The organism is Pseudomonas campi, assembly GCF_013200955.2.
In the GTDB taxonomy this organism is placed as follows: Bacteria; Pseudomonadota; Gammaproteobacteria; order Pseudomonadales; family Pseudomonadaceae; genus Aquipseudomonas; species Aquipseudomonas campi.
In genome coordinates, this window is record NZ_CP053697.2 from 600,750 (window position 1) to 625,636 (window position 24,887).

The following is a 24,887-nucleotide window of genomic DNA, read 5'->3' on the forward strand; positions in this document are numbered from 1 at the left end:
ATCAACGCGGCTAGATCAAAAAAGCCATCCCCTATGGGGCTTGAGGCCATGGTCGAGAAAGCCAAGCTGTGCCTCGCAACCGTTGGCGTTGAACTGGAGCAGTGGTCTGCTCCAACGTGGCGTGTTTCGGAGTCAGTGTTTAAGTTGACTGGTCGACACGTAGCGACAGCGTCCATGAGCTTTCTGGGGGAAGATATCCCGCCAGGTGCAGTGGGGCAGCAGTGGGAGGAGGCAGCAAAGGCCATCTTTGTGCTGCGCCAACATCAAAATTCTCGGGCCATTACATCACACCGGACGTTCATGTCTGCCGTGAGGTTTGTCGCTCGTTGCGCCAATGGTCGAGCACTGTCTGCCGTTACGCCGGAGGTGCTAGATGCTGCGTGCGAGCTTATCAAAGAGTCTACTGACTCTGAGGCTCAACAGTACAAGCTCTGTTGTATGGTTGCTGAGTTTGCTCGCCAATGGTGTGCGCGCTATGGGCTCTGTCATGTAGATCTTTCGGGTTACAGATTCTGTAATGTGGAACGGCCAGACAACTATGGCGGGCCCAGTAATTTCCGTTTGGATAGTTTGGCTGCGCTGGAAACAGAATCCAGTCGGGTACTCAGCGAACGATCCTTGGCTTTACTCGGTGAGCTATATCAAAAACTCCCCAAGGATCATGTCTATCGGATCTATATCCTGCTATTGATTGTCTTGTTTTGCGTTGGCAGGCGGTTCTCTGAAGTCGCTTATTTACCCAGGAGATGTATTGTCAGACGGGCGGATGGTAACTACTTGCGCTATATACAGACAAAGGATGCAGGGGTTCATGAGTCGCGTGATTTTTTGCTAGTTCCGATTCCATCTTTAACTTGTAATTTGTTGCGCGATATAATTGCAGAAATAAAGTGGTCTTCTAGGTCGAATTATGCCGTCGCCAAGGAAATGCTAAAAAGGCATGGCCCCGATTTGAGATTTTTGGAGGGGGTTGCAGCAACTAAACCATTATTACAGAAAGATCTGTTGCGGATTGGTCTTCCAGGGCAATGCTTGTCTAGCACTGGGTGGTTTGCCAAAAATGACAGAATCAAGCTGTGTGCGTCGAAACGGGGCGGTCGCCCGCACAATTATGTGTTAAAGCAGGATGTCGTCGAGTATTGCCAGCGCCATTACCATTCTTGGCTATTAGCGCCATTGTTTGTTGTTGATGGTCGTGGGTATGGTCTAACGGATTTATTATTTCTTCGGCAGTATGGTGTTAGTAGTGGTTTTTACGCGCACTGGATCGTTCAGCCTATCTCGCATTCGATGCTGACAACTACTCTGCGCTATTTAGATGAGATAACGACCGAATTTTGTTCGAGTTGTTTTGATCAAGATTTTACGTCGCATGATTTTAGGCACACTCTCAACGACGCGCTGGACAGAGGTGGTCTGTCAGACTTAATGCAGACAGAGTATTTTGGTAGGAAATATGCCGCAGACACCAAGGTCTATCAGCACAGTTCGCCGCAGTACCGCGCGCTCCAGTTGCGAAAAAAAATAAAACTGGGCGAGGTCGGCGGTGCAATACCAGATCGGGCTATGAATTTGCCGGTAGACAAGCGTGAAATTTATTTAAATTCCGAAGTTCGCGCTGTACATGATCTTGGTCTAGGGATCTGCCTTCATGTCTGGTCGCATGGGCCGTGCCCAAGACACCTAGAGTGTGCGAGTGGCTGTGGAAAGTTTTCTTGGCTCAGGGGGCTTGAAGGTGAGTCTCAAGCCGAGCAGGTTGCTGAGGCGAAGCGACAGATCTGCTCAAACTTGCTTGTGTTATGCAATGCCTTTGATGACCGTGTGGGGGAGGTGGGAGGCGTCGAGCCATGGGTGTCACACCTTTTTACTAAAATTAAAAATTTAAAACAGCTTCTTCATGAAACAGATGAGCGTGAGGCAGATTTCGATCAATATGGCAGTTACTGGGAAAGTATTGTGCCGGGGGCGCATAAGTTAGATCGGATCAAAATTGATAAGGCGTATAAATACTACTTGACTCACCATGGACGGTACTTGTCGCTGGTCGAGGTGGTTCATGGTTAATGAATGTGCTCATGGGGGCGGTAAACGTATTTCAAATCGTGATGTCCAGAGAGTCGTTAAGTTCCTGGCTGCCTTGCCCGATAATCGAAAGATTTTCAAAGTGACTTGGGCCATGATTGCTGAGTATGCCGGGTTGTCTCGGCAGTCGCTGCAAGCTAACGCCGAAATTAAGAAGGCCTATCATTTGGCAAAGCAAGCATTTGTTGCTCGCTCTAATTCGCGACTTCGCAAGCGGTCTAGCAATAAGGGTTGTCAGGATCTTATAAATGAGAATGTCGCCCTTCAGGCGCGGATTGCGGAGCTGGAGAAGCGTGACAGTTTCTGGAGGGTTCGCTGGTATACCATTGCTTACAATGTACGGCAGCATGGTCTGCAAATGGAGCGTATTGATCGTGTTGTGCCTTTCACTGGGGAAGCTATGAAACAGCAAGAGATCCAGAAGATTCTTGATGACTGGAATGAGCCTATTCCGCCAGTGAGCTCATAAAAGAAGCCATGATCTGTTCCTCTTAGATCGCGAGTTGTTAGTAAAAGTGTTCGATGTCAATGCATATAAGGTTTGAGGAGTTTTTTACATCATAGCGCATTGGAGAATGCAGGCATGAGAAGTAACAAGGGCTACCTCTTGGAGCAAACTCGTAATAACCACTTGGTGCTGATGGATATACTCGATCAGCTTGATGACTTGGCCGACGAGGCTTATCTCAGCGGAGAGTCTGCTCAGCGTGTTTTAAATCAAGCAATTCTTCAGCTTCACGATGTATTAGTCTTGGAGATGGCAAGTATTAGAGAGTCAGTTGCTAAGTGCTCGTGTAAGAGAGAACCTAGGTCGTGAGGATGCTTGGCCACTAGCTACTGTCCGTGACAGGCCGCTACCGGCCTGGAGCGGTCATCGTGTGTTTATAAACGGGGCGATTCAGTTTCTGGCTGGTACTGAATCACTCTTCCTCCAGTGCTCTTCTTCTCGCCAGTTGCCGGTACTCCTCTTGGATGGGTTTGGGCACCTTTAAGAGCTTGGCGACGTCATCGATCAGATCAGGCTCAAGCCACAGAGGCGCATTGCTTACGTGCATATGATTTCTACGGTTTACCTTCTTGCGAGTGCTAGTGCTGAACATCAGATTTTTCCAGACCAGAGCCGATCTGGCAGGATCGTTCTTGTCCACCAGCATCTTTTCCAGACGCCCTCCAGCTAGGGCACCTTCTCGGAGAGCAGTTAGTTCCCGCCCCTGTATCGCTTTAACGTTCTGCTCCAGCACGGCGCGGGAAGGCTCATCTGCATAGTGCACAACATCTAGTGGCTGGCAGTACTGCCGAATCCGCCAGACCATCTGATCCAAGTAGTGCAGTTCATTGCCCTTCACGCCAACGTGATTCAGAAAATATCTATCCGAATCCCACTCTGCGATCAGTTTAAATACCTCCTGCTGCGGCAGAGTAAGAGGAACCTCAAACCCAAGTTCTTCCTCTATCAGCGTCAAAGCTTTTGATATGTCGTGCCCGATATTTAGAGCACTGACACGGTGAAGGGTGAGGATGCCTTTCAGGTATTTCTCTATGGCTTGCTCCGCTGACCACAAAAACTGAGGAACGAGTCGATGTCTAGCTGCTAGGCGAGCGGCAACGTAATCCCCATCACCTGTATCTCTCAGGCAACGGATTATTGCGAAATTGACCCTAGCGTGCTTAGTCGGAGGCCTATATTCAGAGTTATCCATTTCATCCCTCGCAAACCTTTGTATGCAAAGCGCCACCTTCCCAGATTCTGCTGCATGCCGCATGTGGAGCTCATTACAAACTCCAGATTAAGCCAACTCCTAAGCACCGCCTTTTAGCTCGCAATTTCTTGAATCGCTCCTGCTATTACTGAGTTCCAGTGCGGGGCTAGAGGGACACACGTAAGGTGGAAAATAAACCAGCACGCATAAATGCATGAAGGCTCAAAGCATTGCGCCGTTGAAAGCTTACCGTGCGCCACTTCGTGCCTTAGCATTGGGCCACCTTTGAGGTTGAACAGAATGTGGAATAGGTACGTGTTATCCACCCCGAACACCTGCTCTATTTCCCCCCAGTAGTTCGAGAGCAACTGCTTGAGTGACTGATCTTCTTGCGTGAGATCCACATTCAGCTTGGCTGTATTCGATCTGCGGCTGTTCAGCACATGCCTGAGGGCGCTCTCAAGCTGCGGGATCAACAGGTGAGCTGCCGAGACCATGTCCCCCTGTACAAGCTTAGAAAAGCCCTGGGAGAAAATTGCCTCGAACCCTGGTGGCACGAATTCACTGCTACAAACAATGGGCTCAAAATGCCGATCATCAATGAGCTGACAGCGGCTCATCGTGATGCACGCTGGCCGAATAAAAGCCTCTGTCGCTATATGGTAGTGAAGTCCCGCCTCACTAAGGCTTTCGTGATCAAACCACTCCCCTGATGGTTCACTGCCATGCGGCACATGCTCCGCTGTCGCGATCACCTTTCCTCGTTCATCGGCATAGGACTTGCCGGACATCGACGAGAAGAAGTATTTGTCTCTCTTCTCCAGGCAGTTTTTATGAAGGGCAATTTTGTCTGGGGCGCGACTTGTGAATGCCAGCCGCAGCAGCATTTCGTGAGCATCAAGCGGCTCGAATTCCTCTATCGTTGCCCGACGCTCATCCGTTAAATCCATCGGCACACTGAACGAGCCAAACTCGGAAAGCGAATCCTCTTCGTGCTGCTGGAGCTCCTTCTTGAGGAGCTCGATTCTCTGCGCCATACCGCCAATTGCACGGAGTTCACCAATAGCACTGCGTGTCCATGAAGCTTTTGCCATGGCGGTGCTAACTGAGTCCCGCATCCGTAGCGTCTGCTCGACTGCATTCACCCTGCATCTGACAGCAGATTCCTTATTGTCCACCTTGAGATAAGCACGAGCCGCATGGAGCCAGACTTTCTTCACTGCCTCAGCATATTGTTTATCTTTCGTAGCTTGTGCCAGTGCCTCGGCCACAGCCGCAATTTCCTGCCATTCAAGCAGCCCACTGGACTGCGCAATGGACGATACCCTCACGAAGGCGACCAGACACTCATTGTCCTTGGCCGTTTCATAGGCCCGTTTCAGCACCTCCTTGGCACTGTCTGGGATTTCATTCCGCTTGCCAGCAGAGGCATAGATAGCGAACGCCCGATCAATGAGATCAACCACCTTGAAGGGAACCGCAAAATCCGACTCGTATTGATCGAGCAGCTCTCTTTTGAAAAAGAGCTCTACCGCATTCAAATACGAACTGGCGGCAAGCGCGGCGACAGCATGAAGCCTTCGGTTGACATACCAACAGCTGTCAGCGATCCGAGCCCGAAGCAATGGGTGGTCAATCTGCTCGGCTATCTGGACAAGAACTCCCTGCTGCTCGCCCAGGTAATCACTCGGGATGAGCGTCCTCTTACCCTTAAAAATGATCTGAGGAGAGAAGGTGTCTGGCCTGCTGGGATTGAAGTGATAGCTACAGACAACTGCCAAGATGTTGTAGGCCCTAAAAGCAGCGGCATCGCCTGCATTTTCTGCGGCCTGAGCAGCCTCTCTAAACGCATGCTCCAGCGTGTGAAAGTGCAACGAGTTACTCATCGCCATGATTGAGGCTGGATTGATATGCGCGAAGTCTTCCAGAGTCGCCAGATCCATCAACGACTTCTTTTTATCTTCATCCTTGTTCGTCACAAACTTCACCTCACTTGCCTAGGTTGGTTTACGGAGTCTCTTCAGTGGCCAATCCAGCCATAAATGATTCTAAATCCCTATTGAATTTTGATTGAGACAAATGAGCAATTGAATTACACCAAAGCTCATGATGCGCTCTCGCATAGCACCAAGTTTGTCTCAAGCACAACTACTGATAATCAGAAAAAGAAAACCGGCCACGCGGGCCGGCTTTTATGCGAATCTTAAATAATTCGGATATGCTTTTTGAAGATATGACTTGCACATATTTGATATGAAAGAATGCGCCTGATCAACCTGCATTATCGGCTGCTTGCTTGACTTGACCTTGTCTTTGAAGCCATGCCGGGAGTCGAAGCCTGTCAGGGAGTAGTTGTTCGCAGTAAACGTGAAGCTTTCCCGTTCTTTCCTATCCTCTCCAATGGTGATCCCCTTTATCCTGGCATGAGAGTCGATTGTCTCCATGAGGCGGTAGTATCCCACCCAGCTATTATCCAGCTCAAACTGCTTCAAGAGCATGTAGACGTCTTCATTCTCAGTTGCCAGGATCATTAATCCAAATCTGGCGGAAACCTGAAGAGCCTTTTTCATCTCTTCATTCCATTTATACTGATAAATTGCAGGCCTCTGAAGTAGGCTCAACGGCAACATGGGCTCACGCCAGTTCAGTTGCTGCCCATTTAGAAGTATCCTGTGAATGCTCAGCGGCCTAGCATCTCTATAAAACAGGTTTGTAGCGCCATTGAATAGACTCACCAACTCGTAAGAAATCTGCCAGATCAGGTTTTCGTCGTCTTCCCCTTCGAAGTAGATCGAATTAAAGCTGAAATAATCATTCTGGCAATCGAGATAGTGATCGACACCTCCCCAGATATGAAAATACTCTGTGGATACCCCTCGCCCACTGAGTGCCCGCAAGTCCTGAGCCTCACCATCCAGCATCACCTCAAAGTCAGCTCTCTCTGCCATCGTCACTCCTCCATATTTTGATGGGTACGATGCTAACAAAAAACCGGTCGGTGACTGTCCTTGAAGGGCTGAAGAGCCTGCGATGGTGCGGCTAACTATCAACGACGATAGGCAGCTGCTGGCCGGACGCGGTCGCGAGGCAGCCAGCGTCTATGGAAGTTGCTGGAGGACTCCGCCCTGGCGAAGCCAGCAGCACCTGCCGACTAATCCCTACACACCGCTCGTGAATCACATCGACCAAAACTGGACGGGCAGTCGCTCCTCACCGAACCGCTGGGTAGTGGCGTAAGGTTGTACAGGAACGATGATGAGGTAGTAGTTGGAAGTGGGGGCGACTGGAGGGTGCTCATCTCCCACCCAGGCGAGGATCTTGGAAACTGCTAGTACGCCAACTGCTACCAGGTGGAGGATGCTGACCAACTGCTTGTTCATTTGGGGTGTCCCGCTTGATTTAAGGGACACCCATTTAATGGCCACTTTCCGCGTGCCAGTACCACCTGCAAAAATTTCCTCGGCTCCCAAATTAGGAACTGAGATTGGGGCTATGCACACCTTTTAGCGTGTCACCAGGCAGTTTCAAAATATTTTCCGGTTCGGAATCAGCGGTGGAAGAACCGGGATGACTGCTGGCTTTCAGGTGGTAGATTGGAGGGGTGACTCGGCTCAAGGACAGATCGATCCGATGTATCTTGCACGCACCAATGACGGCAGGCGCATTCCCGCGACGCGAGATGAGAGCGGCCATTGCCCCTGCTGCAATGAGGAGCTCGCCGCCAAGCTGGGTGATATCTACGAGTGGCACTGGAGCCATAAGCCCGGCCAGGCGTGCAGTTATCGGAAGACATCGACCTTCTGGCAGTACAGTTGGATCCGCCATTACCACGCCTCCGGCGAGTGGGACGTGGAGACACACGTCGATGGCGTCGACTTCGACGGCGTCCATTCGCAGAAGCGTCTCGCCCTGATGCTGGCTCACAAGGTGGATCTGATAGCGCTCAAGTCCTTTGTCGAGGCGTCACTTCAGCGCGGCCTCAGGCCCATGGTGATCTTCCAGGCCAAAGCCTTTGAGCGCTTTCAGTTCGAGGACTATCGCCTGAAGCACCCCAGACGGTCGGACAACAGCTGGATTTTCTTCTTCTCCCACGCCTTTCGTGGACACTCCCGCACGGCCAGCCTTTGGGTGGACATCGAACAGGACAAGCATCCTCACTTTGGGCTGAAGAGCGGGGCCTACAACCTGACCTATTCAGCCGAGTGCCACGGCGCTATTACCGTGCACCCTATCCCTCGACTCAAATCAGTGTTCTGCGCTGACCGATCTTCGACCGACGATTTCGAGCTCTAGGAATCGCCCTACCTCGAACTCAGATTTCCACTCGCGACTGCCCTCTCCCCGGTGTAGGTCAGGGCCGTATTGGTAATCTCTGAAATTTCACACGGCAAGTGCAGCAATTACGGCGAACGCATCTACCCTTTAACCGTTCATTTCCCCGCTAGGAAGGCGTCAGCGGTCACCCATGGAGGATGCGGCGATGCGTAAATCTGTGAGCGGTGAAGTCCTGAGTGTGCGAGCAATTGCAGGAACCTACGTGGTGGTGTTGGCCTGGGATTTCACACCAGGGAGCGAGCACAAGAAAGAAGACCTCATGGGCTTTGCAATTGAACGGGAGGAGCTAGAGGAGGGAGAGACTGTTGAGCGGTACTGGTTGACCGGTATCAAGCGCTTCAAGGACGTCGACAAGGGCCTTCCGCCTGGCACCCCGGTCAGCACCGCCCGCCATCCCATTCAGAGCTTTCAATGGGCTGATTACACAGCCCAAACCAACCGTACCTACCGCTACAGGATTGTTCCCGTCTACGGGAAGATCAAACTGCTGAAGCTCGATGAGTTCTCTTCTGTAACAGTCGAAATCTCTACGGAGATCGAGTACCTCCTGCATCCGGACAAGCGCAACGATGAAGCTGCCCACGACGTCTACTTCAATCGTGGCGTCATCGGGTCACAAGCGTATGCACGCAGATTTGGGAATCTAGAGCCTGACCGAAACAACCCTGAATCCGAAGAGATGGTCTGGCTCTCTCGGGGCTTGTTTGAAGCACTCACGAGCTTCATAGGCCTTGCTGAAGACGGCCAATATGGCCTGCGCGCAGCGTTCTACGAATTCCAGTACCAGCCAGTTGCCAACGCCTTTGCCAAAGCCGTGGAAGCGGGCGCTGATGTTCAGATCGTTTACGACGATGAGAGCAACTACAAGGAACACAATCGAGAAACGATTCGGAACGCGCGCCTCGACGAGATGAAATCTGTAATCCCGCGTACGGTCACCGAGGGTATTCGGCACAACAAATTCATCGTGCTCTTGCAGAACGAGAAGCCGGTGGCGGTATGGACAGGCTCAACCAACATCTCCGTGGGTGGGATTTTTGGGCAATCGAACGTAGGGCATATCGTCTGGAGCCCGACCGTCGCGCAGGCCTACCTGGATTACTGGGCGCTCTTGGCTGACAACCTCACGCCATCGAAGCTGCGACCCGAATTGCGCAAGCTCAGTGCACTACCGCAGGGTCGGCCCAGCACTGGCGTCACCCTCCCAGTGTTCAGTCCGCGCGATCCCGCCAAGGTCAGTAGCGATGCCCTTCAGTGGTACGCAGACAGGATGGCGGATGCACAGGAGATCGCCTGCATCACACTGGCATTCCATCTGGACAAGGTCTTCAGCGAGGTCATCGCAAGAAACAACGACGTGCTGCGCTACATCGTGAAGGACGATGATCTCAGGGACAGCGAGACCATAGGCCAAGATCACGATGTCATTTTCGCGTCTGGCGGGTACTTCGAAGACGGCGTATTTGGGGACTTCCTGGCGGAACGTGGCAACCCGTTGAACACCAACGACTACATCCACAACAAGTTCATGTTGGTTGATCCCCTCAAGGACGATCCATTGGTGGTGACGGGGTCTGCGAATTTCAGCCAACCCTCCCAAACTACCAACGACGAGAACATGCTCGTGATCTGTGGGGATACCCGAGTCGCCGATATTTATTTCGGTGAGTACATGCGCATTTTCGACCACCACTACGCCCGCTACATCGTCCGGAAGCTAGCCAACAGCGATAAGAACGACCCTGACGCGGGCTATCTAAAGGCGCAGACCTCTGCTTGGCTGGACAGCCATTTCAATCAGTACAGTTACAAGTCGAAGCGTCGGCGCTACTTTGCGGGCTTCTAGCTGCTCAGAACCGAGCAGCCATGTCGACGGGGCACCGATAGAACACTACGTGCTGCTCGCTGAATAAAGGGGATTTCATGCTGCCCGCTGAAAAATGGACGTTGCGTCTCTCCGTACTGCTGCTTGAAGAAAAATCGGTGCTTGGCTTGGAAGCCGAACCCACCTTTAAAGCCGGGCCGGTGGAAATCACAGCGAAGCTAAGGTCTGGCCACTTCGTACTGGAGGCTCACGACTTCGACTCCGAAGCTGCCGCGCTGGCTTACGCCCCACAGTTGACGGTCGGGCTGTGGAATCTTGCTATCGATAGACACATCTCCTTCGTCCCGTACTTTGAGCAACGCCGAATTACACGAGCAGCGGATCCTGAACAGGCGGGAAGGAATCTCAATAGTCAGTTCGACCTTCCTTACACTGGGCCGGTGCATGGACTGACTGAAGAAGCTGGCATCACGGTGTACAGGAGTGATGAGCACATCCGTTTCGCCTCAATGAGCGGCACGGGATATAGCTCCACTCCGTGGGCCCTGGTAGAACAAGCGCTAGGCGAAGGCATTCAGCTTGGTGCCACCTGTGGGCTGCTATCTTCGGATCTCGCCACAGCGCTCGATCTGTACTTGGCGCACCTTTCGGAGACGTCCATCAGGGCCCGCTTCTTAACTCTCATAATGGCGCTTGAGGTTCTATCGCCAGTGACAGAGAAGCACCCAGCTGCCGTTGCGCTACTGAATGACTTTGCAGATAGGGTGCAAGCCAAGTTCGATGACGAGCCCGACGCGGATGCTCGCGATGCCTTGCAAGCCTTGAGCAGGGAGATCGGCTTTCGCAAGGAAACCTCAATTCGGCGCCGAGTCCGTCAGCTCATCCTGGATGTTGCACCATTGCCCGATTCCGAATTGCAGGAGTTTACGCGCGACGTGGTGCATGCCTATGACCTGCGAGGGGCTTTGATCCACAAGGGAGCCGTAGACGACCTGGCCCTGGGGAACGCTTACGAAGTGGCGCTCAAGGCAATAAAGCTGATTTTGAAAGCGCGCCTTCGAACTGATCGAGCTGCTTGATTAACGGCCCGGAGCAGGTGCCCGCGAGGACATTTCGAACTGAGTCTTCGTGCGCAGCCAGACTCAGTCGCCCCTAGTGCTCTATTTCTCGGGAGCTGGGTCGGAGGACTTTTTCTGACCCGGAATTACCACCAACTGCTTCAGATCACTGATCTGCAAGTCGATGCTTTTCCCCGTGGGTGAGAGGGCCAGTTCCCCTAGGGCGAAGACGCGAAAATAGTCTGCATCCTCTTGTCGCAGGAGCCCGTCGAGATAGCGCTGGAAGCGGTACTCGCCCATCTGCTCTTTGGACACGTAGAGGAAAACGAGCTTGCCATCGAGGCGGTCGTAAAACCTCAGCTTGAAGCCAGCGCCATAGCGTCCGACTAGGCTTGCTCCGCCATGGAGAACGCGATTGGAGGCTCCCAGCTTGGCGTAGGGGATGCTCTTGAAGAACCAGGACAGAGGCATCTCGCCTTCGCCCACCACTCGCAGCTTCATCGCCTTGAACTCATCTGAAGAGAGTTCCTGGCGTGCTTGCTGGTAGCACTCCACTAGTCGCTCTAAGCTACTGGTACGGTGGCTCCTGGATTGCTTTTCACCCCTGCCTGTTCCTACGCTTCGACCCCGGCCTTCGACTGCTCCGCCCTCCGGAGTACTGCCCGCCGAACCGCCTCCAGTCTCTTTTTCAGGGGATGGTTCAAAGACATCGATGTAGTCATGCAGCTTGCGTCGAGCTCGACGTAGGAAGGCATCGCTCTCGGTTTCACCTGGCAGTTTGCCGTCGACCTCCTCAGCATCCTCGTCAATCATCCACTCACAATCGGGGGCGTGGGTGTAATTTGTGTTCTCGCGAAAGTGCGCTGCCCGATAGGTGTCGCTCGGCTGCTTGTCGTAGTTGACGGCAGTGATCTTGGCTTTCGTGGCGAGGTTACGGCACGTTTCGTTCGAGCACAGGAAATCGAAGCGACTGCGGGGTTCGGGGAGAGAGAGGAAGGCTCGCCGGGCTTCGGCGATGGAGAGTACCTCGCCTAGCTGGAGACAATAGGCGCGGGTGATGGGCGTTCTAGTCGACATCGGAAGCGATTCCCTGATTCCTGACCAGGCTTGATTATGCCGTTTCGCTTACTCGACTTTAAGCGCTGTGAGTAGTGGCCATCGATCATGAATCCAAGCGTACTCTGCTGGTGGTTCGGTGGTGATTACATAGACCTTCCGCTGCTCGCCCTCCCCAATGACCAGGCACTCCAGGGCATAGCCCTCTGGCACATCGAACCAGTGTGATATCCGATTCTTCTCACCTGCTCGACCTTCTTTCTCCATAAAGCGCTGAACCAGGCCGAACGCTCGGTGCGGGCGGTATTTAGTCCAGCCGCCAGCCTGCACTGTACAGAGCCTTGCCCATCCGCCCTCAGGGCCGGAGCCGGGCTGCTCTCTGCGCCTGCCCCACCTGATCCAGTCTAGCTGCCCACTGTCCTCCAACAACACAGGGAGCGCTGCCTTAGGATTCGGGAAGTAGATCTTCCAGACCTTGTCGGCCTCTCTGGCCTCTACACCTCCGCACATGCTTTTTACCTCGCACTGCAAACGCTGGTTCATGTTCTAGACTCTGATCGCCAGGATGGCATTCCCCTTTGAAATGGAGTTCGAACATGCGTTACCTCAGATACCTCGCCGTTGCTCTCGCCTCGTCGCTGCTCTCGGCATATACGGTGCTATGGTTTGTGGCTCCGACCACTGTCGAATCCCCTCACACCGTCATACGCCCCCCGTTGAAAGTAGAGCAACAAGACGGGCAGCTACTGATTTGGGGGAGCTGGGAAACCAACAAGGGTTACGTCGCTCCCGGCACCAATGCCGTCGAGATTCGCTGCGATTTAGCTAGCGCCCGCTGCACTGAAGCGTATGCCTCGATTTTGCATCACACCGAGGGCGAGGATATTGAAGCCCAGGTCTTCAGCTACGTCGTGCAAACATGGACAGAGACCAAGATGCAGGCAGTGGCCGACCAAGCGATGGGTTGCTTAGACCGACGCCTGCTCGTTGATCTGACTACCCAACAGGCGCGCCTGGAATGGAGTCCAGGCCCGGAAGCCGGCTGTGAGGGTGATACTGGGGGCGCTGTGTTAGGCGGTGATCCGCTTTAGCACCGACCGCCTGTCCTCCCTGATTGACCTATCTCAAAGCTTCGCAAATACTGTTTGCATATACAGTATTTTAGGATGCTCCGATGTCATCTCTTTCGATTCTGGCCCGTGGTGAGAGGCTACGCGAACGCCTGCTGACCGACGTGGCCACAGACCTGCGTATTACTGGCTTCCAGTCGCCAGCCGAAGACGAAAGGGAAGAAGGGCTTTCCCTGGATCGACTGACCGGGTTGGGTGCTCCGCACGTATGGGGTGTGCAGGTGCTAGACGATAGTTTGATCGGCTTCGGTATCTTCCGGGGTGATCGGCTAATCGTTAATCGAGCGGCCAGTCACTTGGACAACAAGTTGGTGGTGGTCGACCTGGACGATGGCTACAGGGTGCGGCTGGTTCAGCGTGATCTTTTCGGAGGCCGCTGGCTTAAAGCCGCTGACCCTATCGTTCCGGATGTCCAACTGGACGGTGAAGAGATCATCGAGGTTTGGGGCGTAGTCAGCTGGGTGGTCAGCTGTGTGTCGTCATGAGCGCAATGCGTCGAGTGTTCGCGCTCATCGACTGCAATTCGTTCTATTGCAGCTGCGAGCGCATCTGCCAACCAGAACTCAAGCGCCGGCCAGTTGTGGTTCTGTCGAACAATGACGGCTGCATCATCGCCCGTTCAGCTGAGGCCAAGGCGCTGGGCATCGGCATGGGTGCCGCTTACCACAAGGTGCGCCATGAGTTACGCCGCCAGTGCGTGGTGGCACGCTCCAGCAACTACCCGCTGTATGCAGACATTAGCAATCGAGTGATGCGCTTGATGGCTGAGATGCTACCAAGCATTGAGGTGTACTCCATCGATGAAGCATGGGGGAACATGACCGGTGTGGCTGATCCAGCAGCACTGGGTCGCAGCATTCGCGAGCGCCTGGCGCGCGAGATCGGTATGCCTGTTGGCGTTGGCATCAGCACAACCAAGACCTTGGCAAAGCTTGCGAACTGGGCAGCGAAAAAGTGGAAGGGTACTGGTGGTGTGCTCGACCTGACTGACCCTGTCCGGCAGGAGAAGCTCCTTCGCCTGGCCCCCGTGTCCGAGGTATGGGGCGTGGGCCATCGCTCGGCGGCCAGGCTTGCGGCTCTGAACATCGCGACAGCATGGGATCTAGCTGCGTTCGATATCGGTACGCTGCGCAAAACGTTCGGGGTGACAATGGAGCGCACTGCGAGGGAGCTGCGCGGTATCAGCTGCATCGGTCTCAACGAAGGCCCGCCCCCTAAAGAGGCGATCTCCTCAAGCAAAATGTTTGGGGTGCGCCAGACGGAGCTGCCGCCTATTCGCGAGGCACTGGCTGCTTATGTGGCACGCGCCGCCGAGAAGCTCCGCGCTCAGAACTCGTTGTGCAGCTCCATTCAGGTAGGCCTTCAGACGCAGCTGGCCGATCTCAATGGGCCGCGTTACGCCAACGCGGTGACCTTGGCTTTGCCTGCGCCTACCGATGACACGCGTGAGATTCTAGCGCTCGCCCAGCGAGGCCTGAGTCAGATCTACCGCCCTGGATATCCGTTCTCGAAGTGCTCCATCTTGCTGATGAATCTGAGCCAGCGCGGCGAGCTGACGCCAGATCTTTTTGCGCTCAAACCGCGCTCTGGCTCAGAGCAACTGATGAAGGTTGTCGACCAGATCAATCAGCGTGAAGGTAGAGGCGCGGTGCGCATTGGGAGAATCCCGGCGAAGCCGAAATGGGCGATGCGCCGGGAGATGCTGAGCCAGCGATACACCACGCGCTGGGATGAGCTAATCGGAGTGCGTGGGTGAGATGTAGGGGGGGGGCGAGTCCAGATTTCGTCAAGGGCCGATAGAAAATCGGCCATGATTTGGCCAGAGTTTAAAAAGACGGCCAACTATAAACTCCCCTCTTTCGCCAAAGAGCTCAGGCGTTATTTGTCGGCCTGCTTAGCTGATTCCGCCAAATGATCCCACCAGGCCAACAATGCGCTTCTAACAATGTATTGGAAGGTATGGAGTGTGATAGGGGCATCCTCTGGTATCCATTGGGCGCCAAGCGTTTGAGATGCAAGAGCAGTTATCGCTCTTTCAGCAGGAGCACCAGACTCTCGGCGATCTGGATGGGTGCACATTGGGGCTGGAAAAGGAACTCCCGCATGCAGCGCACGGGATCGTAACTCATAAACCTTCTTCAAGATCTTCTTCAACGAAGGCCAATTCCACTCGATTCTTTGATAGCCATGATCAGGCCTTACAGCTGGCTCTGGAGGATAGAACTCCTCACAGAAAAGAAGGAATTTTTTTGTCGCACTAAAAAGATTCTTGAGCTGATCAGCTACTCCGTCAAGAAGTTCATCTCCTCCGGAGTTATGAACAATTTCCGCCAGCGTAGGTTGTAACTCCTCCAAATTATCGGCAGGCGTGCCCCTCAATGTGACGTGAGCGCTCGCTGCAATTTCTAGCGCAGATACCATCAGCAGCCAGGCAAGGTGTGGCTCTGATTCAGCTATCCACAATGCGTCCTGATAGGAACGAGCTGCACGCACTAGTTCTTTATATAGATAAGGATCTAAATGCGGAATGGTCTGCAAGCGGGCTCTGATGTCGTTCAATGATACTTGCGGAGGGGCGGGAATGATGGCTTGGTTATGTCGATAGGCGAGTGTGGGAGCGTGCTTAGTCCAAGGTGAGACGAACCGGCCATATGGATCTCTATCATCAAAGCGCCGGATTTCATCACCACACTTAAGTCTAATTCCAAGCGCGAGCGAGGTTAGAGCGGCCAGCTCCTCAGAAAACCAGGCGCCATGATACCCATCGTCAACAGTTTTAAGTGGGAGATTGTGGTTAGAGATTATCGTGTGGGGCTCGTAGAAAAAAACCCTCAGTATGATTGCGATTGCAGCCCTATTTTCACGATTAAAAGGCACTGCATTTAGTAGGGCATAGGGGCCTAGTTCGTCATCAAGCTCACCCACTACCCACGCATCGGAATACATCGGGTATTCGGCACCCCCATAGTAAACCTGGTTGGGGTCATCAGTCCCCGCTAAGAACGCAATCCAATTAGACTGGGAAATAAGCCGGCGCGGTAATTCGGGCAGCATTTTAGATCCTGTGATTATCTGAACTAGTTTACTTTCGGGAGCGGTTGATAGCCAAATGGAGCTATTATCGAGTTGAAGTGAGCGTTTATTGCATTGCGTTGCGCATCAAATGCTTCTTCTGCTTGAGATGTGTGGAAGTTGCATTTGTTGTTGGCTAAGTCGATTTCTCCGCTTCTGACATGGGCCTGGAACAGTCGGCGCAGTAAGCGAAGTTGATCATAGGTGGTGTTAAGTTGCTCAGCTATTTTTTTGTCTTCGTAGGCGAACCTGGGCTTTGTGGCGAGCGTTCCGGAAATTTTGCCTGTGTTGATTAGCTCAATAAGTCCTGAGATTGAGCTCCCGAAATTAGCATAGCTATCCTCTTGACCCCATGGGTCTTGTAAGGCAGGGCGATCCAGTAGGTTTCGAAGATTTAGAAGGGCGTCTTTGTCTGGTGTGTCTAGTATCGATAAAGCGCCAGTGTTGTGCGTGATTTCACTATCCATAATATCCAAAATGGCTTGGATGTCAGGCGTAGATTTTTTCTCTATATCTTTGATTAGGGATACGTTATCCATTATGTCTGCTTTTGTATCAAACGAGACGCCGTTTGGAATGGACAGATTTTTGTAATTTCCGGTTCGCGTGCCAATGATAACGATCTTAAGGGTTTTGTAGGTTGTTCCCAGTCCGTGCTTAGTAAACTTATTTAACGTGCTTTGGACTTTGGTTGAGTTGCGCTGTGTTGTGACTTGAACTGCCAGCTTCAATGCTGAGTCGGCTAGGTCGATAGAGGGTGTATTTAGTTGCTTTTGATTGAGGTTTGCAAGGTTGTACCCGTATACCTCATTAAGAAGCCTTTGGTAGAAGTCCTCTGCGACAATATTGAGGTCAAAGAAATGAAGCTTCCCTAACAGCTCAGCCTGGGTGCTGATATTGGCTAGATGCGCCACTATGCGTTTGAGCGCGTGTTCACGAGCTAACATGAAAAATCCTGGTTGTAAGTTGTCTGTTTTTATTCTGACTGAGTGTCTGGTGGCTTAGATGAGCCAGGCCCTCAGGTTGTCAGCAGCTTCCTGCTGGGCTTGCACTGTCATTTCAAGTCGGCTTGTCTTTGTTTCTGCGATACACAACGTCGCTAGGCTGCCAAGCTAAGGGGTCATCACCATCGTATGTATGCATTACTAAATCTTCTAGAGGATGGCCCGCTATTGCCTGTATAGAGTTTAGCTTCGTGATGTTGCGTTCGATATAGTTCTTTTTGATATAGAAATGTGTGCAATTGGCGAGAATATCAGCAGCGAATGTAATTGCCGAGTCTTCGCAAATTATGCTCACATCTAGCTTTTTAAATCTTGGGGTGTTGCTCTCGGGTGACAATGAAGATGTATGTGTGGATTTGATGATTTTTTTGGTTTCTCGGTTAAACGAGGTGATGTCTTTATTTATAGGTTTTCTGTGTAGAAAGTCCAGGTAAGGAGATAGCTCTCTTTTGAAGGTCTTGATGGTTCCGCTATCAAGTTGATCAGAGATTACTATTAATTCTATCTCTTGATCTCGAAATTTATGCAGGCAAGCAAAAGCCTTGATCATTACGTTTATAAAGAGTTTTGCGTGTAATAGCTCTCTTTCATTATTATTGCCGCCGCGATTTTCTAAAAATTCTGACTCGTAGAGGCCATGCGTGAATATCGCATCATAAAGCCAGGGAATCCCGCACATTTTAAAAATATTGAATATCTTATCCCGGCTGGCCTGCTGAGCTTCCGTAGGGATGTCGGTTATATGGCGTTTTTCTGGGAGGTTATGATCTCCCGCTGATGATTCGAATAGCTTTTTAACCCTTGCATAGGTATAGCCAGGTATCATGAGTCCTGTCATAACTCCAAGTTCGCCATCGCTTTGCTCAGGGTTTCTCGAATAGCCCTTGGCGCCTGATTCATCAATTATTAGGTAATGCTTTTCCATAACTAATCCTTGTTATCTAGTTATTCTCTTGTGTCATCAGAGTGTAGAGCGAGGCACCCAGGAGCAGAGGCATAACTAACGCTAGTGTAATCTCATGTCCAGCAGCTTCTCATGACCATAGCCTTTTATGACTAGTAAATATTGGCGAAGTGCAGAAAAGAGGTCTGCTTCTGGCCGGTTGCTGCCTACCACTGGGGGCTTTCTTCCACCCAGGAGCTTTCCTCCATTTCCTCCAAGGCGTAAATATGAGTCCATGCTGGCTCTAGGACGCGCGATCCAGTCTGGCCGGCAAGCTCAGCGCTAGAATCCAAGGCAGCCTCTTCAGCGGCTTCGGTACTTCAATGATGGCGAACACCACTGCAACACCATCAAAACGTGAGTGGCACGGTAGCCACCACTCGTGGAGCTATAGTCCGCAGGCGTTTCGGTGGCTGGGAGAGAGAATCGCTGGGCTGAACATCCTGCCACTAGCAGGCGATATGCGGGCGTGGATGCAGCAGCGGGGACAGCTAGCCCTAATGCCAGCACCGAGATCCCCTTCGTGGGGTGGTTTCACGAATCCCTACACCACCAGCGGTGTGACGTTGCAACTGCTCATGGCGCGGGCCATTAACGCCGCTCATGAGTACGCAACTACCGACACGCTAGGCCACAACGAAGTAGATGCAGAGGTGGAGCGAGTCCGCCTCTACAACGAAGTGCTCATGTACTCGGCACGGCTCTGTGAGGTCGCAATCAAGCAGCTCCTGTACTGCACCCAGATTCCAGAGCCCCGGTACGGACGAATGGCCTTGGGGGCTCTATTAGAGTCCCCGTGCCCAGACTGCAAGCGTCATGATGGTAAGAAGCCCCACTCGGTATCGCTCGTTGGCACGCTGGCACACCCATTCCATTTGTGCCTTGAGTTTGAGCATTGCGCTATGGATCACATGGCCTTGGTGAACCGGCTGAGGAATTCAGAAGCAGCCCACTCGGGAATTCAACCGCTCAATATCAGGTCGGTTGAGGAGTCCAAATTGCAGCTCATGCAAGACAGTCAAGAAGTGCTGGAGGGCTTCCTGCATATGCTGTCCCACCTAGAAGACCTTGAGCGCGAAATGCTGCTAGACCTGACCGAAAAAGGTGAGGCCATAAATGCTCTCAAGAGGAACGGCCTGCCTGCCGAAGACTGCAACTTCAACCTGGTTCCTGGTGAGAAACTCGTCTTCGCCCCTTAGATGCCATGTGGCCGAGAGCTGAGTCGCTCCAGAACGCCTAGACGCAGATCGGCCAGTAGTGAGCGGCCCGCATGGCTAGAAGGGACGGCGTTGGCGTTGAGTACCGTTGGCACAACAATCGAGCCGTTCGGCTGAAAAGCTGCGTGCACAGTTACTCAAACTGACTTCGACTCGATCCACCGAGTGACAGCCTCCCTGACGTCGCAAACTGCCTCTGGGAACGACAAAGATGAATTGGGTGGGGCACTCCTCTCAATTGCATGCCGAGCATTGAGTCCTACCGCCGCTGGGCTATTTGCGTGGCGGCTAATCCTATCCAACCTGGCCTTCAGTTCCCATTTGGCTAAGGATGCCCTGTCGCTTTGCAGCAGCTCAATGAGCTTGAAGAGCCCGCCCCAGTCGCCGTCCTCAAGAGAGGCAAGAATCTCCAAAGCGTGCTTAACGACAGGCTGATCGAGTACATGCCTTGGCCAACGCACTGGCAGAATCCTATTGCCAGAGGTGTCATAGACGTCGAGATGGCACGAACTGCTGATCTGCAACCCAGCCATCATCTTGGCAAAGACATACTGGGATGGAGGCATCCCTGCTTTCTCCCCGATTACCGTACCAATATTAAATTTCAGCCCAGGAGCTGCCAATGATGCTGCTGCGCTAGCTGCTTGAACGATCCCTTCCGCATGATCGTGCGCGTCACCAGCTTCTTTACAGTTCTTGAGCTCAGCCGGATCGACCTCCAGAGTATCGCCCGCCAGACAAAGCCGAGACTCAACCTGCTCCAGAAAATGCTCCAGGCCTGTCCGACTCCCCACCCAGTTAACGGTCACCCGCCAGCGTGTGTTCACGTAGTTCCGCCTCGTCCCGGTCAGATTGTGTTGATGTCTAGCGAAGCCCTCTTGCTAAAAAAGCGCCTGGGGCGCTTCAGGGACGCTCCTCAATATCTCGCTCCAAAGCAGTATCGAACCACCTGGGCGTCGTTTCACCAGCGTTCCCATAGATGCTGTCTGGCAGGGACTGCCAGAACTCGACAATGGAACTGGAAAATTCATCCAGCTGCTCATTGGAAACAGCAAGATGGGTGTGATCTAGCCAAATTGCATCGGTGGGATCGGCTCCGGGGAAGAGGGTTCGCAGGTATTCGGGATGCTTTTCTTTAAGCTTTTCCAGAGATTTTCCGTCTCCGTGCTTGTAAACATTCACGACATAGCGGCACACACTCAGCTTTTTGAGATAGGTGGAGTCCTTCTTCGCTAAACCAAGGCCGTCCAGGAACTCTTCGATGTCCTCAAAACTGGCTGACCAGATTTTGTTAGTGACATGTTGGCCGATATGCCAATGCCGTATCTCCTTCAACAACCAGCCACGGAGCTGCTTGTCCCAGGCGTGGAACATTCCTGCGACAAGACTGAGACGGGTTTGGTCTCGCAGCTCGGTCAGTAGCTGGTGGTACTCAATGCCCACATGGTAGGCGTCCTCTTCGAAGCCCCCTGGATCGTGCCGGTCAGGGTCAAAGCGGTGCGCGTGGTCTTCTAGCCAGCGCGTCCCGGCCTCGTCCGCTTCCTGCTCCATGTTCTCAAATTGGGAGAGCAGCTTCATTTTTCCCTGCTCGATGTAGAACCGGTGCTGCTCAATCAGCGACTGACGAAATGGCTCCCACATCTGAAAGTATGCGTACATGATTTTGTTCTCTTCGGGCTCGTTCATAACCACTCCTCAGTAGCGTCGAAAGAAGCCGTGGATTTCTGGGCGCTCCATCAGAGCCAACTCCAGCACCGCCATTGACTGATTGAGAAGCTCATCGTCTCGTTCGGATCCCTCGACGAGATCTATATGGCCAGTGCCTCCGTCGCGATACTTCGCACCATGAGCCAGGTTATTGCGAGCTCGACGGATCGCCAGAAAGAGTTCCGCCGTGTTCTGAACAGGCCCTATGTCTTTCCACCCCAGCGCTCCGTCCGCTAGCTTCACCTGCTTCTTAGGAGGACGGTTAACCATTACAGAGGCAATTCCTTGCTCGATAACTTGTTTTAGGAAGGCCGGGCCAAGGTCTCGGGCAAAACCATCCCAGTCAGGATCAACCCTGTCTTCGTTGCCGATTGCGTAAGTGCCCGAGCGCTTCAGCGCGCACTCGAATCTCGAAAAGACGACGAAGAAATCAATGGCCGCCTTCGGCAATTCTGCCGCAAGTGCCTCTTCAACCAGGGTCATATACTCTTCTCCAGCAAGCTGCGTCATGCCTTGAACGATAGCTTCGCACTCTCGATGAGCACGGCGTTAAAAGGCGCTTTCGTAGGCAGGCCTATCAAAGCAGCTTTCGCGTCACAGCGTGCACCTCAGTCGGAAAACGCTGCAACAGCACCTAGAGGCTCAGGTGTCCTGAATCCTTTTGAGTTCGTGGAAGCCATGCAGGTCTTCGTCCCACAAAAAGCCTGCCAGCTTCGAAACGCTGACGAACCACTCTGCGCGCTCTCCTTCAATGATGAGCACAACACGTCTAATGCTCACGAAGTCACCGTCGTAGCTCATCGAGTAGTCATCGATCTGTAGTCGCTCGCCAGGCTGGATGACGGCTCCGGCAGCGATGCCGTCAGCGAAAGCGCTGCCGGCAGTTCGGTACTCATCGATGCCGTCGTCTGCACTCGCAAAAGCATACAAGCGCCGACGCATGTAGGTGACTGCCTGGCTCGTTCGATTCACCAGGAACACGGGCTGTTTATCCGAGCACCAGCCAAAGAATGGGATTGCCAGGAACACCCCATCAGTTTTTTCCTGCTCGAAAGCATCAAGGTTGGCGCCCGCGAGTAAATCTGCGATGCACCTTCGGCGCTGGGCCAGCGAATCGAAGAGGTCTGCATCATCGGCTGGTCGGCAACCTGTAAAGGCGTTGAACGCATCGCACGCAGTATCAAGACGTGCGTAGCGTGCCAACTCCGCTGCGTACTGCTCTGCCACGCGCGGATGACATCTCTGTGCGAGCCTAGATGTCAGCTTCATCACTTCATCGTGGATCGACTGGCGCATCAGGGCTTCACCTCATGGTCGGCATCGATGATCAAACCCAATGAATCATCAGGGGCCGGCAGCTGGTCATCGAAGAGGCTCAAGATCTGACGCTCCTGCCGCAAGTAAGACAGCGCTCCACAAAAGCAGCCTTGGCATAGGTGAGCCAGGTAGCGGGCACTTCCTCCGGCATCATTCGGACAATCCCCATGCAATGTGCCGCCATGCCCTTGAAAGCATGGATCGCAACATACAGAGCAGCGGATGTTATCGGCTGTTCGGCTTTGATCTTCCATCGTGACTACCTCGTTATTTTGACGTTGGCAGTGGAGCGCACGGGGCCCAGCTTGTGGTCAAAAAAGGCGGCCAACGGTTTCAAGCGTCGCTCGCTTGCGCACGCCATCTCCCAGCAAGATGTAGATGCTGTTCAAGGTCTGGAAGATAAAACCTTCGTGGAAAGCATGCAGGGGAGACGTGCGCACGAAGTCGCCTACGTCCCACCTTCGCGAGCTGTCGTAAATCACAGTGTGTGCGTAAGCGAGTACGGGCTGACGCTGAGTCCTTACTAGCTCAGCGTGCTGTGCAGGCGTCAAATGTAGGTCAATCCAAATCCAATCCCGGACGAGGCAGTATTCCGAGTACGGAAAGCGTTCGCGGACGATCCTGACTGCTTCCTCTTGGTTGATCTCCGAGCCCGGCATAGGGATGCCAGCGCTGTAAAGAAGGTCGGCTACTTCTTTTAGCTCGTCCATTCCGTCAGTTCCCGAAGTAGCGTTGTTGAGGGCGTTTGGCGGTGTAGAGAACCACGTCAGACCCGAATTTCACTTGGCTTGCCATTAGCTCGGTAGGGCCGCCGATTCTGAAAGTGCCGAACTTTGTATAAAAGCTATGGAATGCTTCTCCGCGCTTTGTTTGGCCTTCGTTGAGCTGGTAAACGTCCGCGACACCGACACCTACGTTGTCAGGAAAGGTGCAAGAGAACACCGCCTGAAGACTCCTCACATAAAGCCCTTCACCTGGAGCGGAGAGTGCCCGCTTAACGAGCTCGCAGTCGTTGGTTGAAATGGTGCTCACTACCGTTTTCTCGGTTGAGCACGCGAGAGTGATATGAATCCAGGGCTCACTTCCTTTCTTGCTGAGGCACCATGTGCCTGGAGCGTCGGAACTGAATGCGAAGTCAGCCTTGCCCTTCTGGGATCCCATTGTGTCACCTCATCTCACTTAAAATGAACAGTATACTGTGTAGCCGTATACGGTTCAAAAGTGGATAAAGCTCAATTTTCACCAATTGAAAATGAGCTATGGATCTTAAATGGGGGTTTGGTACGGCCCTACGAGCAATTCGAAAGCAGAAGGAGCTGAGCCAGGAGGATTTCTCGGAGGTCAGCGGCAGGACGTATATGAGCGCTCTGGAGCGCGGTGTCTATAGCCCTACAATCGATAAGCTTGATGCTATTGCTTCGGTCTTAGGGGTGCACCCGGTGACGCTATTGGCTGTCTGCTACCTGAGCGCTGCCCCCAGCGCCGCCCCGCAAGAGCTGTTACTGCAAGTTAGAGAGGAGCTTCTAGAGCTGGGGTATGGCAGATTTGACATAGAGGGAAAGCCTCCAGCCTAACCCCAGGTGGCGAATCTGATACTGGTGCTCGACACTCCCCAAGTAGTGGGGCGTGCGCTAAAGTGCCAGGCTTGCCCTTAGCTACGTTTTCCGTGAGCTGATTCGTCTGCAAAGATAAGATATGGTGCGCACCGGTTTAAGGGTGGACGAAATCTAAGAGCGAGGCTCTGTGGATTAAGAAATCCTTGGTTTCGGCTCCTTTACAGAAATAGCTATTTTTTGGGGAAAATCCTTATGAAACAATTAGATAGTCGTATTTCATCCGCACTCCCTTTCTAAATAGCGGGCCGTCGCATCAAAGCAACCCGGCATTCCCCAGGAGTGCCGGGTTTTTTATTGCCTGCACGAAATAGGCTTACTGCAGTACGGATTTCAGGCTGATCAGGTCGTGGCCGGCGTCAAACAGGCTCTGGTAACGGTGCAGGCTCATGGTCGAGGCGTGCACATTCATGACCGTATCGCTGTCGCCGGGCGGGCTGCTGCGCTGGATGATGCGAATGATGTTGCCGGAGCTGCGCGCGACCACGAAGTAGGGGAAGAACATGTGGGGCTCCAGGGAAGGTTCTGCCCTCCTGTCGGTCGTTAAGTGGTGCGGTGCCGCTCGAAGAAGCTGATTACCTGCTTCTCGGCTTCGCGCTCGGTCATGTCGTAGCGCTGCTGCACCAGGGCAGTCAGTTTCTGTGCATCACCCTCGGACTTGAGCAGCTCGTCCAGGGTCAGGTCGTCCCAGACGATGTGGGCGAGGCCGGCCAGTTGCCGCCATTTGCTCTTGATCACATCGGCGAGTTCTCGGCTCATCTTGTTTCTCCTGTTTCACTCTCAGTCGACCATGACAGCGATGCAGGCGTGCCGTCGGTGCGCTGCGCC

At 53.1% G+C, this 24,887-nt stretch carries 27 protein-coding genes; 10 read left to right on the forward strand and 17 right to left on the reverse strand.

Going from position 1 to position 24,887, the window contains the following annotated elements:
• Positions 1-174: 174 nt before the first annotated feature.
• Both HNE05_RS02680 and HNE05_RS02685 read left to right on the forward strand, forming a co-directional pair.
• Positions 175-2,064, forward strand: a complete 1,890-nt coding sequence (locus tag HNE05_RS02680) for a hypothetical protein (RefSeq protein ID WP_180889171.1) — start codon at positions 175-177, stop codon at positions 2,062-2,064.
• Positions 2,057-2,551 (forward strand): hypothetical protein, encoded by a 495-nt coding sequence (locus HNE05_RS02685; protein ID WP_173203073.1) that lies wholly within the window; start codon positions 2,057-2,059, stop codon positions 2,549-2,551. The genes HNE05_RS02680 and HNE05_RS02685 overlap by 8 nt, the downstream gene beginning before the upstream one ends.
• 451 nt (positions 2,552-3,002) lie before the next feature.
• Here HNE05_RS02685 and HNE05_RS02690 read toward each other — a convergent pair whose 3' ends face one another.
• The 4 genes from HNE05_RS02690 to HNE05_RS02705 all read right to left on the reverse strand — a co-directional run bounded on the left by HNE05_RS02690 (position 3,003) and on the right by HNE05_RS02705 (position 7,162).
• Positions 3,003-3,845, reverse strand: coding sequence for a HEPN domain-containing protein (locus HNE05_RS02690; RefSeq protein ID WP_173203075.1), 843 nt, complete (start codon positions 3,843-3,845; stop codon positions 3,003-3,005).
• A 50-nt stretch (positions 3,846-3,895) separates the two neighbouring features.
• On the reverse strand, positions 3,896-5,761 hold the full coding sequence (locus HNE05_RS02695; protein WP_240008804.1) for a DUF7380 domain-containing protein: 1,866 nt from the start codon (positions 5,759-5,761) through the stop codon (positions 3,896-3,898).
• Between the two features lie 213 nt (positions 5,762-5,974).
• Positions 5,975-6,730, reverse strand: a complete 756-nt coding sequence (locus tag HNE05_RS02700) for a hypothetical protein (protein ID WP_173203077.1) — start codon at positions 6,728-6,730, stop codon at positions 5,975-5,977.
• 228 nt (positions 6,731-6,958) lie between these two features.
• On the reverse strand, positions 6,959-7,162 hold the full coding sequence (locus HNE05_RS02705; RefSeq protein ID WP_173203079.1) for a hypothetical protein: 204 nt from the start codon (positions 7,160-7,162) through the stop codon (positions 6,959-6,961).
• Between the two features lie 187 nt (positions 7,163-7,349).
• Here HNE05_RS02705 and HNE05_RS02710 point away from each other — a divergent pair, with 187 nt between their 5' ends.
• The 3 genes from HNE05_RS02710 (at position 7,350) to HNE05_RS02720 (ending at position 11,021) form a co-directional block, all read left to right on the forward strand.
• Positions 7,350-8,075 (forward strand): competence protein CoiA family protein, encoded by a 726-nt coding sequence (locus HNE05_RS02710; protein WP_173203081.1) that lies wholly within the window; start codon positions 7,350-7,352, stop codon positions 8,073-8,075.
• 187 nt (positions 8,076-8,262) lie between these two features.
• Positions 8,263-9,963: a phospholipase D-like domain-containing protein gene (locus HNE05_RS02715; RefSeq protein ID WP_173203083.1), complete on the forward strand. Its 1,701-nt coding sequence runs from the start codon at positions 8,263-8,265 to the stop codon at positions 9,961-9,963.
• Positions 9,964-10,040: 77 nt separating this feature from the next.
• Entirely contained in the window at positions 10,041-11,021 is a 981-nt protein-coding gene (locus HNE05_RS02720) for a hypothetical protein (protein ID WP_173203085.1), read from the forward strand.
• Positions 11,022-11,102: 81 nt separating this feature from the next.
• Here the strand turns inward: HNE05_RS02720 and HNE05_RS02725 are convergent, their stop codons facing one another.
• Entirely contained in the window at positions 11,103-12,077 is a 975-nt protein-coding gene (locus HNE05_RS02725; protein ID WP_173203087.1) for an ATPase, read from the reverse strand.
• 48 nt (positions 12,078-12,125) lie between these two features.
• A complete protein-coding gene (locus HNE05_RS02730; RefSeq protein ID WP_173203089.1) occupies positions 12,126-12,599 on the reverse strand; it encodes a hypothetical protein in 474 nt (157 codons plus the stop codon).
• A gap of 53 nt (positions 12,600-12,652) precedes the next feature.
• Between HNE05_RS02730 and HNE05_RS02735 the strand changes: the two genes are divergently transcribed.
• From HNE05_RS02735 to umuC, 3 genes are all read left to right on the forward strand, one after another.
• The gene (locus tag HNE05_RS02735) at positions 12,653-13,147 is read left to right on the forward strand and encodes a hypothetical protein (RefSeq protein WP_240008805.1); all 495 of its coding nucleotides are present in this window, start codon (positions 12,653-12,655) and stop codon (positions 13,145-13,147) included.
• 83 nt (positions 13,148-13,230) lie between these two features.
• Positions 13,231-13,671, forward strand: a complete 441-nt coding sequence (locus HNE05_RS02740; protein ID WP_173203091.1) for a S24 family peptidase — start codon at positions 13,231-13,233, stop codon at positions 13,669-13,671.
• A complete protein-coding gene (umuC, locus tag HNE05_RS02745; protein WP_173203093.1) occupies positions 13,668-14,942 on the forward strand; it encodes a translesion error-prone DNA polymerase V subunit UmuC in 1,275 nt (424 codons plus the stop codon). Before HNE05_RS02740 ends, umuC begins: the two co-directional genes overlap by 4 nt.
• A 122-nt stretch (positions 14,943-15,064) precedes the next feature.
• On the opposite strand, the gene HNE05_RS02750 is transcribed toward umuC, so the two are convergent.
• The 3 genes from HNE05_RS02750 to HNE05_RS02760 form a co-directional block, all read right to left on the reverse strand.
• A complete protein-coding gene (locus HNE05_RS02750; RefSeq protein WP_173203094.1) occupies positions 15,065-16,240 on the reverse strand; it encodes a hypothetical protein in 1,176 nt (391 codons plus the stop codon).
• Positions 16,241-16,263: 23 nt separating this feature from the next.
• Positions 16,264-17,205: an SMEK domain-containing protein gene (locus HNE05_RS02755; protein WP_173203096.1), complete on the reverse strand. Its 942-nt coding sequence runs from the start codon at positions 17,203-17,205 to the stop codon at positions 16,264-16,266.
• A gap of 112 nt (positions 17,206-17,317) precedes the next feature.
• Positions 17,318-18,187, reverse strand: coding sequence for a hypothetical protein (locus HNE05_RS02760; RefSeq protein WP_173203098.1), 870 nt, complete (start codon positions 18,185-18,187; stop codon positions 17,318-17,320).
• A 920-nt stretch (positions 18,188-19,107) separates the two neighbouring features.
• Between HNE05_RS02760 and HNE05_RS02765 the strand changes: the two genes are divergently transcribed.
• On the forward strand, positions 19,108-19,404 hold the full coding sequence (locus HNE05_RS02765) for a hypothetical protein (protein WP_173203100.1): 297 nt from the start codon (positions 19,108-19,110) through the stop codon (positions 19,402-19,404).
• Between the two features lie 155 nt (positions 19,405-19,559).
• Here HNE05_RS02765 and HNE05_RS02770 read toward each other — a convergent pair whose 3' ends face one another.
• The 6 genes from HNE05_RS02770 to HNE05_RS02795 form a co-directional block, all read right to left on the reverse strand.
• Positions 19,560-20,249, reverse strand: a complete 690-nt coding sequence (locus tag HNE05_RS02770; RefSeq protein WP_173203102.1) for a hypothetical protein — start codon at positions 20,247-20,249, stop codon at positions 19,560-19,562.
• A gap of 76 nt (positions 20,250-20,325) precedes the next feature.
• Complete coding sequence (locus tag HNE05_RS02775) at positions 20,326-21,108, reverse strand: hypothetical protein (protein WP_219637213.1); 783 nt, start codon at positions 21,106-21,108, stop codon at positions 20,326-20,328.
• A gap of 9 nt (positions 21,109-21,117) precedes the next feature.
• On the reverse strand, positions 21,118-21,612 hold the full coding sequence (locus HNE05_RS02780; protein WP_173203104.1) for a hypothetical protein: 495 nt from the start codon (positions 21,610-21,612) through the stop codon (positions 21,118-21,120).
• A gap of 159 nt (positions 21,613-21,771) precedes the next feature.
• The gene (locus tag HNE05_RS02785; RefSeq protein ID WP_240008806.1) at positions 21,772-22,425 is read right to left on the reverse strand and encodes a hypothetical protein; all 654 of its coding nucleotides are present in this window, start codon (positions 22,423-22,425) and stop codon (positions 21,772-21,774) included.
• 332 nt (positions 22,426-22,757) lie between these two features.
• The gene (locus HNE05_RS02790) at positions 22,758-23,156 is read right to left on the reverse strand and encodes a DUF6957 family protein (RefSeq protein ID WP_173203106.1); all 399 of its coding nucleotides are present in this window, start codon (positions 23,154-23,156) and stop codon (positions 22,758-22,760) included.
• A 4-nt stretch (positions 23,157-23,160) separates the two neighbouring features.
• A complete protein-coding gene (locus tag HNE05_RS02795; RefSeq protein WP_173203108.1) occupies positions 23,161-23,478 on the reverse strand; it encodes a hypothetical protein in 318 nt (105 codons plus the stop codon).
• A 227-nt stretch (positions 23,479-23,705) separates the two neighbouring features.
• Between HNE05_RS02795 and HNE05_RS02800 the strand changes: the two genes are divergently transcribed.
• Entirely contained in the window at positions 23,706-24,020 is a 315-nt protein-coding gene (locus tag HNE05_RS02800; RefSeq protein ID WP_173203110.1) for a helix-turn-helix domain-containing protein, read from the forward strand.
• A gap of 355 nt (positions 24,021-24,375) precedes the next feature.
• On the opposite strand, the gene HNE05_RS02805 is transcribed toward HNE05_RS02800, so the two are convergent.
• Positions 24,376-24,564: a hypothetical protein gene (locus tag HNE05_RS02805; RefSeq protein ID WP_173203113.1), complete on the reverse strand. Its 189-nt coding sequence runs from the start codon at positions 24,562-24,564 to the stop codon at positions 24,376-24,378.
• 38 nt (positions 24,565-24,602) lie between these two features.
• Positions 24,603-24,818: a CsbD family protein gene (locus HNE05_RS02810; protein WP_173203115.1), complete on the reverse strand. Its 216-nt coding sequence runs from the start codon at positions 24,816-24,818 to the stop codon at positions 24,603-24,605.
• Between the last annotated feature and the right edge of the window lie 69 nt (positions 24,819-24,887).

Coding starts and splice junctions, on each gene's coding strand:
- HNE05_RS02725 (WP_173203087.1), bottom strand. CDS start 12,077: ATGTCGACTAGAACGCCCATCACCCGCGCCTATTGTCTCCAGCTAGGC.
- HNE05_RS02800 (WP_173203110.1), top strand. CDS start 23,706: ATGGATCTTAAATGGGGGTTTGGTACGGCCCTACGAGCAATTCGAAAG.
- HNE05_RS02740 (WP_173203091.1), top strand. CDS start 13,231: ATGTCATCTCTTTCGATTCTGGCCCGTGGTGAGAGGCTACGCGAACGC.
- HNE05_RS02680 (WP_180889171.1), top strand. CDS start 175: ATGAGCTTTCTGGGGGAAGATATCCCGCCAGGTGCAGTGGGGCAGCAG.
- HNE05_RS02690 (WP_173203075.1), bottom strand. CDS start 3,845: ATGCGGCATGCAGCAGAATCTGGGAAGGTGGCGCTTTGCATACAAAGG.
- HNE05_RS02710 (WP_173203081.1), top strand. CDS start 7,350: ATGACTGCTGGCTTTCAGGTGGTAGATTGGAGGGGTGACTCGGCTCAA.
- HNE05_RS02685 (WP_173203073.1), top strand. CDS start 2,057: ATGGTTAATGAATGTGCTCATGGGGGCGGTAAACGTATTTCAAATCGT.
- HNE05_RS02765 (WP_173203100.1), top strand. CDS start 19,108: ATGGATCACATGGCCTTGGTGAACCGGCTGAGGAATTCAGAAGCAGCC.
- HNE05_RS02760 (WP_173203098.1), bottom strand. CDS start 18,187: ATGGAAAAGCATTACCTAATAATTGATGAATCAGGCGCCAAGGGCTAT.
- HNE05_RS02805 (WP_173203113.1), bottom strand. CDS start 24,564: ATGTTCTTCCCCTACTTCGTGGTCGCGCGCAGCTCCGGCAACATCATT.
- umuC (WP_173203093.1), top strand. CDS start 13,668: ATGAGCGCAATGCGTCGAGTGTTCGCGCTCATCGACTGCAATTCGTTC.
- HNE05_RS02705 (WP_173203079.1), bottom strand. CDS start 7,162: ATGAACAAGCAGTTGGTCAGCATCCTCCACCTGGTAGCAGTTGGCGTA.
- HNE05_RS02735 (WP_240008805.1), top strand. CDS start 12,653: ATGCGTTACCTCAGATACCTCGCCGTTGCTCTCGCCTCGTCGCTGCTC.
- HNE05_RS02700 (WP_173203077.1), bottom strand. CDS start 6,730: ATGGCAGAGAGAGCTGACTTTGAGGTGATGCTGGATGGTGAGGCTCAG.
- HNE05_RS02750 (WP_173203094.1), bottom strand. CDS start 16,240: ATGCTGCCCGAATTACCGCGCCGGCTTATTTCCCAGTCTAATTGGATT.
- HNE05_RS02730 (WP_173203089.1), bottom strand. CDS start 12,599: ATGAACCAGCGTTTGCAGTGCGAGGTAAAAAGCATGTGCGGAGGTGTA.
- HNE05_RS02790 (WP_173203106.1), bottom strand. CDS start 23,156: ATGGACGAGCTAAAAGAAGTAGCCGACCTTCTTTACAGCGCTGGCATC.
- HNE05_RS02775 (WP_219637213.1), bottom strand. CDS start 21,108: ATGAACGAGCCCGAAGAGAACAAAATCATGTACGCATACTTTCAGATG.
- HNE05_RS02755 (WP_173203096.1), bottom strand. CDS start 17,205: ATGTTAGCTCGTGAACACGCGCTCAAACGCATAGTGGCGCATCTAGCC.
- HNE05_RS02785 (WP_240008806.1), bottom strand. CDS start 22,425: ATGCGCCAGTCGATCCACGATGAAGTGATGAAGCTGACATCTAGGCTC.
- HNE05_RS02715 (WP_173203083.1), top strand. CDS start 8,263: ATGCGTAAATCTGTGAGCGGTGAAGTCCTGAGTGTGCGAGCAATTGCA.
- HNE05_RS02720 (WP_173203085.1), top strand. CDS start 10,041: ATGCTGCCCGCTGAAAAATGGACGTTGCGTCTCTCCGTACTGCTGCTT.
- HNE05_RS02810 (WP_173203115.1), bottom strand. CDS start 24,818: ATGAGCCGAGAACTCGCCGATGTGATCAAGAGCAAATGGCGGCAACTG.
- HNE05_RS02780 (WP_173203104.1), bottom strand. CDS start 21,612: ATGACCCTGGTTGAAGAGGCACTTGCGGCAGAATTGCCGAAGGCGGCC.